The 12,873-nt window shown below is 56.4% G+C and carries 10 protein-coding genes; 7 read left to right on the top strand and 3 right to left on the bottom strand.

Features of this window, described 5'->3' with window-relative positions; genetic code table 11:
- Window positions 1-54 precede the first annotated feature (54 nt).
- The 3 genes from Ga0074115_RS06170 to Ga0074115_RS06160 are packed head-to-tail and all read right to left on the bottom strand — an operon-like array spanning window position 55 to window position 3,962.
- Window positions 55-840, bottom strand: coding sequence for a hypothetical protein (locus Ga0074115_RS06170; protein ID WP_057956098.1), 786 nt, complete (start codon window positions 838-840; stop codon window positions 55-57).
- Between the two features lie 21 nt (window positions 841-861).
- Entirely contained in the window at window positions 862-2,562 is a 1,701-nt protein-coding gene (gene menD, locus Ga0074115_RS06165; protein ID WP_057956097.1) for a 2-succinyl-5-enolpyruvyl-6-hydroxy-3-cyclohexene-1-carboxylic-acid synthase, read from the bottom strand.
- Window positions 2,562-3,962, bottom strand: coding sequence for an isochorismate synthase (locus Ga0074115_RS06160; RefSeq protein ID WP_057956096.1), 1,401 nt, complete (start codon window positions 3,960-3,962; stop codon window positions 2,562-2,564). Before Ga0074115_RS06160 ends, menD begins: the two co-directional genes overlap by 1 nt.
- Before the next feature lie 249 nt (window positions 3,963-4,211).
- On the opposite strand from Ga0074115_RS06160, the gene Ga0074115_RS06155 reads away from it, so the two are divergent.
- The 7 genes from Ga0074115_RS06155 (at window position 4,212) to nosD (ending at window position 12,862) form a co-directional block, all read left to right on the top strand.
- Window positions 4,212-4,562 (top strand): hypothetical protein, encoded by a 351-nt coding sequence (locus tag Ga0074115_RS06155; protein WP_057956095.1) that lies wholly within the window; start codon window positions 4,212-4,214, stop codon window positions 4,560-4,562.
- Window positions 4,563-4,603: 41 nt separating this feature from the next.
- A complete protein-coding gene (locus Ga0074115_RS06150) occupies window positions 4,604-6,004 on the top strand; it encodes a metal ABC transporter solute-binding protein, Zn/Mn family (protein ID WP_198295047.1) in 1,401 nt (466 codons plus the stop codon).
- 268 nt (window positions 6,005-6,272) lie between these two features.
- Window positions 6,273-8,582 (top strand): Sec-dependent nitrous-oxide reductase, encoded by a 2,310-nt coding sequence (nosZ, locus tag Ga0074115_RS06145; protein WP_060528325.1) that lies wholly within the window; start codon window positions 6,273-6,275, stop codon window positions 8,580-8,582.
- Window positions 8,583-8,866: 284 nt separating this feature from the next.
- Window positions 8,867-9,184 (top strand): c-type cytochrome, encoded by a 318-nt coding sequence (locus Ga0074115_RS06140; RefSeq protein WP_060528324.1) that lies wholly within the window; start codon window positions 8,867-8,869, stop codon window positions 9,182-9,184.
- 212 nt (window positions 9,185-9,396) lie between these two features.
- On the top strand, window positions 9,397-10,179 hold the full coding sequence (locus Ga0074115_RS06135) for a c-type cytochrome (RefSeq protein ID WP_232432932.1): 783 nt from the start codon (window positions 9,397-9,399) through the stop codon (window positions 10,177-10,179).
- A gap of 122 nt (window positions 10,180-10,301) precedes the next feature.
- Window positions 10,302-11,498, top strand: a complete 1,197-nt coding sequence (locus Ga0074115_RS06130) for a hypothetical protein (RefSeq protein ID WP_060528323.1) — start codon at window positions 10,302-10,304, stop codon at window positions 11,496-11,498.
- On the top strand, window positions 11,495-12,862 hold the full coding sequence (gene nosD, locus Ga0074115_RS06125) for a nitrous oxide reductase family maturation protein NosD (RefSeq protein ID WP_057955114.1): 1,368 nt from the start codon (window positions 11,495-11,497) through the stop codon (window positions 12,860-12,862). Before Ga0074115_RS06130 ends, nosD begins: the two co-directional genes overlap by 4 nt.
- Window positions 12,863-12,873: the final 11 nt, after the last annotated feature.

The following is a 12,873-nucleotide window of genomic DNA, read 5'->3' as shown; positions in this document are numbered from 1 at the left end:
ATCCTTGATTTCAATTGATGACTCGCGGCGGCCACGGGCCGTCCTATATTCTGTTTACTCTTCCAGCACCCAGCCGATCTCGGCGGCGCTCTGTGGGCCGATCACACAGTGGCGCAGGCTGGCCGGCATCTGTGCTTCGCTGGCAGAGACGGCGAGCCGACCCGCCATTATCTCACAGCGGCTTTGCGGGTGAAGGGGTTGTTTGTCGGGCCGGGCGTAGCCGGTGGGGAAGAGCGGCATGCCATCGGCGCCATATTTGTCGCTCGCGCCCACCGTATGCAGTAGCTCATGGGCGATCACGAGGTTGTTCTTCTGCGTCTGTTTGTCGATGGCGTAGGCGTGCACCACGCCTAGCAGCCCCTTCTGCAGACCCAGTGAGTGGGCCAGGGCGGCGCCCTCCCGTCCCTGCTGATAGAGCACGAAGATCCTCACGCGATGCTGGTTGGAGTCCTCATCCGGGGTGTTTTTCCAGGCCCAGTAGCGTAGCTGGAGGCTCCAGGTGAGCCTCTCCAGCAGGCTGGCGTCGATGGCCGGTACTGCGGGAGGTGGGGTGTCGATCTGCGTTCCCAGACGGGTACGGGTGGGGGGAGCGATAAACACCTCATAGCGCTTCGATTGTTGTTGGATGAACCGGTCGATGGCGGCGAAGTCTGCATCTTTTAGGCGCTGGATATAGGCCGCGGTGTCGGCATTACCATCCGCATTGATGGGGAATATCACCACATCCAGAGGCTCGAACCAGGATGTCGAGTCGAAGGCCTGATGGTGGGTATAGAGGGCGACAAACAGCAGCAGACCGAGCAGCAGTAGGATACGGAGGTTACGAAAGCTGAAGAGCATGATTGGGCGGTCTCCGGTCGATCAGTCGCGGGCGACGGTCTGCCAATAGTCGTGCTGGCGCTGCAGACTCAGGCTCCGGTTCAGCACCACCTCGATCAGGCTGACACCGTTTGCCTGTATGGCCTGCTCGAGTGCTGGTCTGAACTCGGTCTGCCGGGTCACTCGCTGGAAGTTCAGTCCATAAAGTCTGGCGCTGTGTGAAAAGTCGAGTCCGGTGGGCATCAGCCAATGGGCTTCGAACTGCTTCAGTCCCGCTTGGGGCAGCTGGCCGAAGATGGCGCCGCCACCGTTGTTGAACAGGATGATCACACCCTGCAGATCTCTGGCCGTGAGCAGGCCGTTCATGTCGTGGAACAGCGCCAGATCCCCCAGCAGACCGACCACTGGCGTCTCGCTGGCAGCCATCAGGCCGAGCAGGGTGGAGACGTTGCCGTCGATGCCACTGGCGCCCCGGTTGGCGAAGATGCGCAGCCTCTTTGAGCCACTGCCGCTGAAACTGTCGAGCTGGCGGATCGGCAGGGAGTTGCTGCTGAACAGAGTCGAACCTGCCGGCAGCCAATCGATCAGCTGTTGGATCAGCTGATCTTCGAAGGGGATCTCCTCGGCCGGGAGGCGGCAGGCGGCCGCTTGTTGCTCAGCATGCACGAAGGTTTCGAGCCAATCGGCCGGGGCCGGCGTGAGGCTTGTCTGGCTGAGCGCCTCGCAGAGTGCTGTGGCGTCGGCGCGAATCATCTCGCGGCTCTGGTGCAGCGGATCGGGCCAGTCGCCACGAGGGGAGCAGAGCAGGGTGACAGGTTTGGTCTGCGCCAGATAGTCGAGCAGGGTTTTGGAGACCGGGGCGGCAGCAAAGCGCAGCAGCCATTGGGGTTGGTGGCTGCGGCTGAAGCTGTTTCGGCGCAGGAAGGCGTCGTAGTGGCAGCAGACCCGGGAACGATCGTGCTCGCCGAAGCGCAGCTGGCTGAGTGGATCGGCGAGGATCGGGCAGTCGAGGCGGGTGGCCAGGGTTGTCACTGCTTCAGGGAAGCCGGCTCTCTCCTGGTGGTCGGGGCCGCAGAGGATCAGACCCGGCTTGCCGGAGATGTGCGTACTGATTCGATTGATCTGTTGCGGATCGGGCAGCAGTCGTGGCGGTGACCAGGGCTGCGCCTCGCCGGGGGGGGATGGTGCGGGTATCTGCCGGGGCACCAGCGGCTCACGAAACGGCAGGTTGAGGTGCACCGGCCCGGGATTTGGCCAGCGGCTCTGCTGGCTTGCCTTGATCGCCAGGCTGCGGATGAAGTGCAGTGCCTCTGCTCCTCTCTGGGCCGGGCCTGAGTCGTGGAAGGCACGCACCTGGCTGCCGAATAGGTGGCTCTGGTCGACGGTCTGGTTGGCGCCGCAGTCGTGTAGCTCCGGTGGGCGGTCGGCGCTCAGCAGCAAAAGTGGGATGGCGGCGCGGTTGGCCTCGATCACCGCCGGGTACCAGTGGGCCGGGGCGCTGCCGGAGGTGGCGATCAGCGCCACCGGTTGATGATTATGGCGGGCCAGGCCGAGGGCGAAGAAGCTGGCGCTGCGCTCATCGGGGTGGTGCCAGCAGCGCATCTCGGTGCGCCGTTCCAGGGCTAGGATCAGCGGCGTGGAGCGGGAGCCGGGAGAGAACACTGCACGACTGACCCCGGTGGCGATCAGGCCGTCGACCAGGGCATCGGCCCACTGCAGATTGAGCAGGGCGGTGTCGTGCATCAGGCGTTTTCCAGGGCTTCTAGCATGGCGGCCAATTTTAGCTCAGTTTCGTCGAACTCCGCGTCTGGATCTGAGCCGGCGGTGATGCCGGCACCGGCGTAGAGGTGCGCCTGGCTGCCGTCGAGCAGGGCGCAGCGCAGCAGTACCGCCAGTTCGCCGTCGCCCTTGGCATTGATCCAGCCGGCAGCGCCGGTGTACCAGCCGCGTTCGAGCGCCTCGTGCTGTGCCAGCCACTGGCTGGCAACTGCTGTGGGGACGCCGTTGACTGCGCCGGTGGGGTGCAGTCGGGCGGCCGCTTGTAGCAGACTGGTGTCTGGTTTGAGGCGGCCCTGGATCTCGGTATGCAGGTGCTGTAGTCCCCGTAGTGGCAACAGCTGTGGGCCGCTGCTCGGTTCAAACTGACTGCAGATGGGGGTCAGGGCATGCTGGATGGTGTCGACCACCAGGGCGTGTTCGTGCAACGCCTTGGGGTTATTTAGTAAGGATTCGCCGAGTATCTTGTCTTCACGCTCGTCGGCTGAGCGGCGGCTGGTACCGCCGATGGCATCACAGCTGATCTGCGATCCTTGACAGGCCAGCAGGCGCTCAGGGGTGGCGGCGACGAAGCTGTGTTCGCCGATGCGGAATGCCAGGTGCCGGCTGCTGGGGTAGAGGCAGTCGAGGGTCGCCATCAGGCGGCCGGGATCGAGCCGGCGTTGCGCTTCGATCCGGATTTGGCGGGTTAGCACCACCTTTTCCAGATCGCTGTTGCGGATCGACTCTTTGGCCTGCTGCACCAGTGCGTGCCATGTCTGCGGGTCGGGTTGCTGACGGGTGCGGGTGAGGCGCGTCCGCTGTCCCGGCGGGCCGGATTTCCGGTCGAGCGCCTGCAGCAGCTGATCGAACAGTGCCAGCCAGCGCTCAATGAGCAGCTTGGTTCGGCTCTCGCCGGCAATGTCGTGACTGAAGCAGAGGCTGCAGCGATTGTTGCGCTGCTGGATCAGGATTTCCGGCAGAAAGATGGCGGCATTCGGTAGCCCCTTCCAGGAGGATATCATTGGCCTTTGCGGCACAAAGGCAAATCCGCTGAAAGCGGCCGGGGGGATGGCGGTATGGTCGGGGTCGAGACAGCGCCAGCGGGCCTGCAGCCGCTGCAATGCCCCAGCCAGCTGCTGGATCGGGGTACTGCCACTGGCGTCTATGCGCAGCGCCTCGCCGGCGCCGAACAGGTACTCCTCTTTCTCGGGTTGTCGCCAGTACCAGTAGGATCGGCAGTCGCGTAACTGCGGCAGTCCGCGGAAGTGGATTTCGGGCAGTGCCAGGGTGATCGAGTAGAATTGCCCGGCGGCAGGCGGGTGGGCGGCCAGTGTCCGCGAGACTGCCGTGTGAATGCGATCGCGAAGGGATTGCCTGTCGAACATGGATGGGTGTTGTGCCTGATGGGAATGCCGGGGGGCCGTTGGGGGGATCTACCATTTATCCTTCCCCGGGTGCCTGCATGCGGGCTGGACCGCTGAGATTAAATCAACGGGATTCTCTCACGCCTTTGATTTCAGTCAACCGGGATCTGTTTGCGTGGGGTAGGTGGTCTTCCCGGAAGACTTGATTTGAAACAGTTACAATGCCCGCCTGATGATTAGAATGCAGTCCGGTTGATGGAGTCTTTATTCATGAAGTTGAGAAAATCTTTACTGTTTGGTGCCCTGTTCCTGCAGGGGATGCTTCAGGCGCATGCGATTTCTGATGCCAAGTTGGAGGTTATTCGTGAGTTGGGTCGACTGAATGGTATCGCGCTGCAGTGTGGCTATCTTGAGCAGACACAACGGATGAAGCGGGCGTTGGTGTTGCGCTTGCCGAAGCTGCGGCAGCTGGGTGAGCTGTTTGATGTAACCGCCAATAAATCGTTCATGGAGCTTATTGAGCGGGGGGAGAATTGCCCCTCTGCCGGCACTTTGGCCGATCAGGTTGGCAGTGCAATCGACTCCCTGGAGCGGGAGTACCCCTCCAGCGAGCGTAGGTGAGGTCCATGGGTTTTCGTCCGAGTTTTTTGCCGCAGTTGCTAATGGCGTTCTGTCTGCTGTTCAACAGCGCTGCCGCGCTGTCGGAGAGTAGTTTCCGAGTCATCGCCACAATCAAACCGATCCACTCCCTGCTGGCTGCTCTGATGAATGGTGCGGACTCGCCGGAGTTGCTCATCTCGGGGGAGCAGTCCCCCTATGGATTTGAGCTGTCGAAGGCGCAGGCTGAGCGGCTGCGCCAGGCCGACATCCTGGTCTGGGTAGGGCCGGAGCTCGAGGCATCATTGGCGAAGACGATTCAGGCGTTGCCATCTGATGTGCGGGTAATCGAGCTGTTGTCGAGTGATGTGTTGAAGATTCTGCCCATGCGGGCAGACCACAGCCAGCGTGATCCCTTTTTCTGGCTCGATGATCGCAATGCGATCCTCCTGGTTGAAGAGTTTGCCCGCTTGCTCAGTGAGGCCGACCCGAAACGAAGCCATATCTACGCCAAAAACCGACGCAAGCTGCAGAAGGAGCTGGCCCGCATTGACCGGGAGTATGAATATGGTTATCGCGGCCTGAAGGCCGGGCTTGGGCTGCAATACTACGATACTTTGCAGTATTTTGAGCAAGCTTATGCGCTGACGGTGCTGGAGCATGTTGCGGCCTCTCCTCGGCATAACACCGATGCTCATGCCCTGCTTAAAATGCGTCAGCGCATCGCGGATGGTGAGGCGGTGTGTCTGCTGACTGAAGCGGGTATGCAGGCTGAACATCTTGCGCTGCTGACTGAGGGGCAGACGATCAATGTGGGCCAGCTGGACAGCCTGGGAATCCACCTTGAGCCAGGGCCGGATCTCTATGTCAGGATGATGGATCACAATACCGACACCATTAAGCGCTGCCTGAATGCGGATGTTGCCGAGGCGGCCCGGGCGCGGGATGTTGCCAAATCTGAAGAGGCGCCAGCCGCTGTCCATATCGGCGGTCGTTTCATCCTGACCGACCATTTGGGGAGACTCTTCACCCAAGAGGATTTTCTGGGTAGTTATTCACTGCTCTACTTTGGATACACCTACTGTCCGGATGTCTGTCCCACCTCGTTGCAGGTGCTCTCCTTGGCGCTGGATATGCTCGGTGATCGGGCAGATGGGATAAAACCCTACTTCATCACCATCGACCCAGAGCGGGACACAGTAAAGGTGATGCGAAACTATGTGGAGTATTTCAATCCACGTCTGGTAGGGCTGACAGGTTCCAAGGAGATGATCGAGCGTGTTGCGCAAGAGTTCAAGGTCAAGTACGAGAAGGTGACAGAAGATGCGCCCAGTCCGGAACTCTATCTCATGGATCACTCCGCCAGCCTCTATCTGATGGGGCCGGATGGTCGCTTTATCACCAAGTTTGCCCACGGTATCACTCCCAAAGATCTGGTCAAAGAGTTGGCCTTGATCCTGCCCTGAACGGATAAGTCAAAACGCCTTATTGCAGATGAACCTCTCCCGGTTCAAGGAGGCGTGTGTCTAATACTTATCACTTAATTGATAGAGATATGTCGGGTTTCCGCCTTCACTCTTTTAGATTCCTGTCTAGAATAAGACGGTGATTTGAAAAAGTGTGTCATTTGACACAAATCAAGGAGTCAAATGACCCAACGGGAGGAGGATTGCCCCGTTGCATTTTGTCATTGATCGATAGAACGCAGGCTGTATCAATCCGTTCGGAGGAACCATGAAAGCTGCCACTAAGCGAATATGTTCGGTATTGACCGGGGTTGGCCTCGGTTTGGGGTTATCGACGAGTGTCTGGGCCCAGGCCTCGCTCGAAGATGTGATGAAGGAGCGTGGCCTAACGCAGAAAGACTTGTTGGCCGCCGCTAAGACCTATACACCAACTGGCGGTCGTGACGAGTATCTGGCCTTCAGTTCAGGCGGTCAGAGTGGTCATGTGATCGTCTACGGCATCCCGTCGATGCGTATCCTAAAATACATCGGTGTGTTTACACCGGAGCCTTGGCAGGGTTACGGCTTCGATGACGAGTCCAAAGCCATCCTGGCTCAGGGTAAGATCAATGGCAAGCAGATTACCTATGGTGATACCCACCATCCGGCCTTCTCTGAGACCGAGGGTGAATACAACGGTAAATACCTGTTTATCAACGACAAGGCAAATCCCCGCATCGCGGTGATCGATCTGCACGACTTTGAAACCAAGCAGATCGTGGTCAACCCCTTCATGAAGTCCGATCATGGTGGTGCCTTCGTCACCCCGAATACGGAATATGTGATGGAGGCTTCCCAGTATGCAGCGCCTGTCAGCCATGATTATGTGCCGTTGGAAGAGTTCAATGATAAGTATCGGGGCGCACTGACCTATTGGAAGTTCGACATGAAAGAGGGGCGCATCAAGCCTGAAGACTCTTTTACTTTCGAGCTGCCTCCCTATAGCCAGGATCTCTCCGACGCGGGTAAAAAGGCCAGTGCAGGTTGGGGCTTTACCAACTCCTTCTGCTCCGAGCGTTATGTGGGTGGTATCGAGAAAGGGCGTCCTCCCTTCGAGGCAGGTTGCTCGCAGAAGGATACCGACTTCCTACATGTGACAAACTGGAAAAAGGCTGCTGAGTTGGTTGCCGCCGGCAAGGTCCATAAGGTCAATGGTTCCTATCAGATCACCATCGAGCAGGCTGTTAAAGAAGGCCTGCTCTATCTGATCCCCGAGCCCAAGAGTCCGCACGGTGTGGATGTGAGCCCCGATGGTAAGCACATCATCATCGCCGGTAAGCTGGATAGTCATGCCTGGGTCTACAGCTGGGAGAAGATCCAGAATGCCATCAAGAACAAGAAGTTCGAAGGCAAAGATCCCTATGGCATCCCGATCATCTCCATGAAGGATACCCTGCACACGCAGGTGCAGGTGGGCCTCGGTCCGTTGCATAACCAGTATGATTCCAAGAAGTGCGTGGTCTACACCTCTATCTATGTGGACTCCATGGTCACCAAGTGGGACTACTGCCAAGGCAAGGTGCTGGATCAACTCCATATCCATTACAACATCGGCCACCTGGTCTCCATGGAAGGCGATTCCGTCTCTCCTGACGGCAAGTATCTGGTCTCCCTTAACAAACTGGCCATCGATCGCTTCAACCCTGTTGGCCCCCTGCATCCGCAGAACCATCAGCTGATCGACATCAGTGGTGACAAGATGCAGCTGCTCTACGACATGCCGCTGCCGCTTGGCGAACCTCACTATGTGGTTGCCATCAAGGCCGACAAGCTGAAACCGGCCGTACGCTACAAGTCCGGTTGGGATAGTCGTTCCGACAAGAAATCACCCTGGAAGACCCGTGCTGGCCGTGAGAAGGTGGTGCGCAAAGACGGTGTGGTTCATGTCTACGGTACGGTGATTCGCTCTCACATCACGCCTGAGATCATTGAGGTCGAAGAGGGTGAGACTGTCTCTATCCATCTGACCAACCTGGAACGTGCTGAGGACGAGACCCATGGTTTCGCCATGTATAGCCAGAACGTCAATCTCTCTATTGAGCCTGGTAAGACCGTATCTGCCACCTTCAAGGCTGACAAAGCCGGTGTCTATCCTTACTACTGCACCGAGTTCTGCTCCGCCCTCCACCTGGAGATGCAGGGTTATCTGCTGGTCAAGCCTAAGGGCTACGTGGCCAAAGCAGGCAAGATCCAGGAAGGTCAGAAGTACACCAAGGCTGATTACGACAAGCAGGTGAAAACCAACATCGACACCCAGGCTGTGATCAACTCCGTGGTGGGCTTCATCACCAGCCATAACTACAAGGACTTCCCGGAGGTTGTGGCGCTGGTTGAGGATGCGACTGATCAGCTCGGTTTTGCTGACGAAGCCAAGAAGAAGGCCGAGGGCTATGCCGCCAAGGGTGACTACCAGAACGCGACTCTCTGGGCTGGTCAGCACTGGCAGTACCAGGTCAAGACCGCTGACTTGGGGTTGCGTGCCAAGACCTTCCTTGAGGAGCATGGTGCAAAGAAGGTCGAGCCGAAAAAGGCTAAATAGTTGCTGAGAAGCAATTGACCTGAATGGGAAAGGGGGCCTAACGGTCCCCTTTTCTGCTTCTGGGTAGTTATTTCGTTAAAAATTGTGGGTGTATTTTGGGTCAGAGGTTCTCCTGATAACCGTTCAGAACTCGGATATATACATTACTATGAGCCATAATCTGCCGAGGGGCTTCTATTTGATGTTGCTCAATGCGGGGTGCTTTGCTCGGTGAGAGACTCCGTCCCCATGAAAAATGGTTGCCTAGTTTGGGTGACTTTGTCTGAAGTAAAGAGGAAATACTAATGTTGAAGTTGATCTCTTATGCCGCAGTAGCTGCAACTCTCTCTCTTGGCATGCTTGGCAATGCAGTTGCTGCTGACGGTGCAGCGCTCTTTCAAACCAAGACCTGTTGGTCCTGCCACGGCAAAGATGCCAAGACCCCGATCATGCCCATGTATCCCAAGCTGGCCGGTCAGAATGCCGACTACGCCTTCAACCAGATGAAAGATATCAAGTCCGGTGCTCGTAATAATGGCCAGACTGCTGCCATGAAAGGGGTGATGGGTTTGGTCTCCGAGGCAGAGATGCGTGCCATCGCCGATTGGCTCACCACTCAATAGTCAAAATAATCTTGCAATGAGATTGGATCCGCTGTGGGGTTCATTTCCGTAGCGGGGTTTGACGTATATCAATGAGCGCTAATATTCCCCGTGGAAGAATCCGTCTCCGGAATAGAGGTTGAATTTCCGGTCAGGTAAGAGGTCGGTGAACTCGATCTGGTCTGCGTTAAAGTATTTGTGCCCCGGCACCGGGGAACAGGAGAAAACTTGTAATGAGTATTAAATCTGCATTGACGACCCTATCACTGGCTTTAGGGTTGGCCGTTTCCAGCAGCAGCTTTGCGGGAGAAGGCGATGCCCAGGTGACGGATGTCAAAGACTGGAACAAAGCGGGTGGGGAGAAGACTGAGGCGATGCTCCTGACGCCAGACAGGGAGCGTGGCATTGCGGTCTATGAAGTTTGTTCTGCCTGCCATCTGCTGGAAGGCTGGGGTCTGAAGGACGGAACCTTTCCCCAGCTGGCCGGACAGCACCGGAATGTGCTGATAAAGCAGCTGACCGATATCCGTGCCAAGAACCGTGACAATCCCACCATGTACCCGTTTGCTCTGGACGAACAGATCCTGGCGGTGGCCGGTTATCATGCAGGTGAGATAAAGCCTGCACAGCTGGTTGCTGACGTCACCACCTATATCTCCAAGCTGCCGATGAATCCGGACAACGGCAAAGGCGCCTGGGCAGAGGGTACGCCGGAATTTGAGCAAGGTAAGAAGCTCTACGCCGACAACTGCACCCAGTGCCACGGCGACAATGGCGAAGGCAGTAACGAAAAATTCTATCCTAGGATCCAGGGTCAGCACTACGCCTATATGCTGCGCCAGTTCGAGTGGATTCGTGACGGCAAACGTCGCAATGCAAACCCTGACATGGTGAAACAGATCAAAGGTTTCTCTGACATGGATATGAAGATGGTTATCAATTACGTATCCCGTCAGAAGGTTCCTGCTAAGGATCTTGCTCCTTCCGTAGATTACCAGAATCCTGATTACGATTAATCAATGACAGCTGCACCGGATGCCTGGAATATCCGGTGCAGGCTTTCCCGTATATTTCCCCGGGAGCCGGTTAAGGAGCTTCGTTCAGAGGCTCCTTAAGGCTCACCAGGGGACTCAATAACATGTCAGTGATTATGCAAAACAAGCAAACGCTCCAAGTCGCAATACTCTCTCTGATCGCTGCAGGTTTGCTTGCGGCCATCTTTTACAGTCCGATCTGGTGGGTCTCTCTCACGGCGCCAAACTATCCGCCTGAGTCCTTCCCGGATGGTGTGCGGATCCATTTTCATATGAATGGTGTCTTCAACGGCTGTCAAAAGCAGGATAAAGCTGAAATCACTGAAGATGAAGCGCTGGATTGCGTGCATGAGATGGATACCATCAACCACTACGTCGGCATGTATCCGATTGCCGCGGGTGGTCCGGTAGAGCGTGGCTTCGGCCAGTTTCTGATGGTGTTCATGGCCGTTATGCTGTTGGGATTCATCTGCACCAAGCCGAAAATCCGTATGGCGTTAATGAGTGCCGGTTTTGCAGGCATCGCCATCTGGATGTCCCTCACACTGTATGGTGAGGATGGTTTTTATCTGCAGAATGAAGGATTTGTCACCGCGCTGGTGACCTCCCTTGACCAGGAGGCGTCCGGCGAATCCGCAGAGCCCGAAATCGTGATAGGTGGGATTACCGGTGTCCTGAAAGACTCACTGGAGGAGTCTGGAGTGGAGGTCATCCTTCCGTCTGAGGTTGCTGCGAAAAAGGCAAAGGCCAACAAGGTCCATGCCAGCAAGGCACACCTGATCGAACAGCTCAGGACGTCCTACGACATTGACCAGGTCAAGTCGGATACGCTGGAGCCCTGGAACGGTAGTTCGTTCCAGGTCATGTCCTGGCACTATGCGAAAAGTTTGGGCCGTTACTTTAATAACCAGGAAGAGATCGTGCCGATGGTCGCCACCCTGGAACTAGCTATCAATGTGGTATTCATCGGCCTGATCGGTGCGATGGTGGTGGTTGTGGTCGGCGCGCGGAAAAATAATGGCTTCTTCTATTGGTTGCTAGTGCTGGTGCCTATGGCGTTGCCTGTTTTCTTCATTATCGACTACTCGGCCTGGCTCTGGTGGTATGGCCACACCCTGAATGATATGGGCGCCTTTTCGGTCAAACCCTTCATGCCGACAGTATTTGGTGATGGTAAAGTGGCTCAGTTTGCGACCCACTCCTATCCCTACACAGGCTTCTTTTTGATGCTGTTGACCTCGGTAGTGCTGATTGTGGCGGCATTGATCCGTAAGAAACAGTTTAAGGAGTCGAGTGATTGAAGCCATCGCTTTGGTCACATGCGCTGATCTGTCTTGCCTTTCTGCTGCCTTTGGGCAGCGGCCAGGCAGCCTACCCCTCCTTTCAGGCGCTGATCGATGCGGCCGATCCTAACGGTACGCTGATTCCACCGCCCGGCACCTATGCCGGACCGGTGACCATTGAGAGTGCCATCACCATCGATGGTCAGGGGAAGGTCACCATCGATGCTGGCGGTAAGGGCTCCGTTATCTACCTGGATACCGATGGTGCAACCCTCAAAAATCTGCATCTGACCAACTCCGGTGAGTCCCACAACGATATCGATTCGGGCATCCAGGTTCGTGGTAACTTCAATGTCATCAAGGATAATGTCATCGACAACACCCTGTTCGGCATTGACCTCCAGCAGTCCGAGAACAACCTCGTGCAGCGCAACCGCATCTCCTCCAAGCCTTTCGATCTTGGCATGCGGGGCGATTCTGTGCGTCTCTGGTACAGTTTCAACAATAAGATTACAGACAATATTATTCGCAATTCCCGGGATATGGTCGTCTGGTACTCGGCGGACAATCTGATTGCCCGTAACGATTCCCGTGGTGGCCGTTACTCTCTGCACTTCATGTATTCAAAATACAATGAGGTGCTTGAGAACCATTACGAAAATAATTCTGTGGGTATCTTCCTGATGTACAGCGACGGCGTACAGGTGAAGAATAACTATATCGCCCACGCTCAAGGCCCGACTGGGATGGGTATTGGTTTTAAAGAGACGTCCGACGTGGATATCGTTGGCAATCAGATTCTCTATTGCGCCACCGGCATCTATCTGGATATTTCCCCCTATGATCCTGATACGACCAATCGGCTGAAGAATAATCTGATCGCCTATAGTGGGATTGGTATGCTGTTCTTGAATGATTGGACGGGGAATACCCTGGAAGGCAATAGCTTTAAGGGTAATATTACTCAGGTCGCAGTTTCCGGTGCGGGCAAAACGGCAAATAGGAACGACTGGCTCGGAAACTACTGGGATGATTATGAAGGCTTCGACCAGGATCGTGACGGCGTGGGTGATAAGCCCTACGAGCTATACAGTTATGCCGACAGAATCTGGATGGATGTGCCGCCTGCCCGTTTTTTCAAAGGCGCACCGGTATTGGAAGTGATGGATTTTCTGGAGCGCCTTGCTCCGTTTACCCACCCAAATATGCTGGTTCGGGACAAGAAGCCGATGATGACTGCTCAACTGGCTCAGACAGTTGTTACCGAGGTGGGGCTGGAGAGTGGGTCTGCTGTGACCAGCGAAACAACTGAGGGCGTCAAGGTGAAAAGTCAGGAAGCTTTTGATCCGCTAAAGGCGCTAAGAGAATCGCTGGGAAGGTAGCCACAGCTCAA

This window comes from endosymbiont of Ridgeia piscesae, assembly GCF_001443665.1.
In the GTDB taxonomy this organism is placed as follows: Bacteria; Pseudomonadota; Gammaproteobacteria; order Chromatiales; family Chromatiaceae; genus Endoriftia; species Endoriftia persephonae.
The sequence above is the reverse complement of the archived record's forward strand: the minus strand, read 5'-3'. Positions and strand labels throughout refer to the sequence as shown.

What these genes read in the sequence shown, in the direction of transcription:
- Ga0074115_RS06170 (WP_057956098.1), bottom strand. Translation starts at nt 840, where the DNA reads ATGCTCTTCAGCTTTCGTAACCTCCGTATCCTACTGCTGCTCGGTCTG.
- menD (WP_057956097.1), bottom strand. Translation starts at nt 2,562, where the DNA reads ATGCACGACACCGCCCTGCTCAATCTGCAGTGGGCCGATGCCCTGGTC.
- Ga0074115_RS06160 (WP_057956096.1), bottom strand. Translation starts at nt 3,962, where the DNA reads ATGTTCGACAGGCAATCCCTTCGCGATCGCATTCACACGGCAGTCTCG.
- Ga0074115_RS06155 (WP_057956095.1), top strand. Translation starts at nt 4,212, where the DNA reads ATGAAGTTGAGAAAATCTTTACTGTTTGGTGCCCTGTTCCTGCAGGGG.
- Ga0074115_RS06150 (WP_198295047.1), top strand. Translation starts at nt 4,604, where the DNA reads ATGGCGTTCTGTCTGCTGTTCAACAGCGCTGCCGCGCTGTCGGAGAGT.
- nosZ (WP_060528325.1), top strand. Translation starts at nt 6,273, where the DNA reads ATGAAAGCTGCCACTAAGCGAATATGTTCGGTATTGACCGGGGTTGGC.
- Ga0074115_RS06140 (WP_060528324.1), top strand. Translation starts at nt 8,867, where the DNA reads ATGTTGAAGTTGATCTCTTATGCCGCAGTAGCTGCAACTCTCTCTCTT.
- Ga0074115_RS06135 (WP_232432932.1), top strand. Translation starts at nt 9,397, where the DNA reads ATGAGTATTAAATCTGCATTGACGACCCTATCACTGGCTTTAGGGTTG.
- Ga0074115_RS06130 (WP_060528323.1), top strand. Translation starts at nt 10,302, where the DNA reads ATGTCAGTGATTATGCAAAACAAGCAAACGCTCCAAGTCGCAATACTC.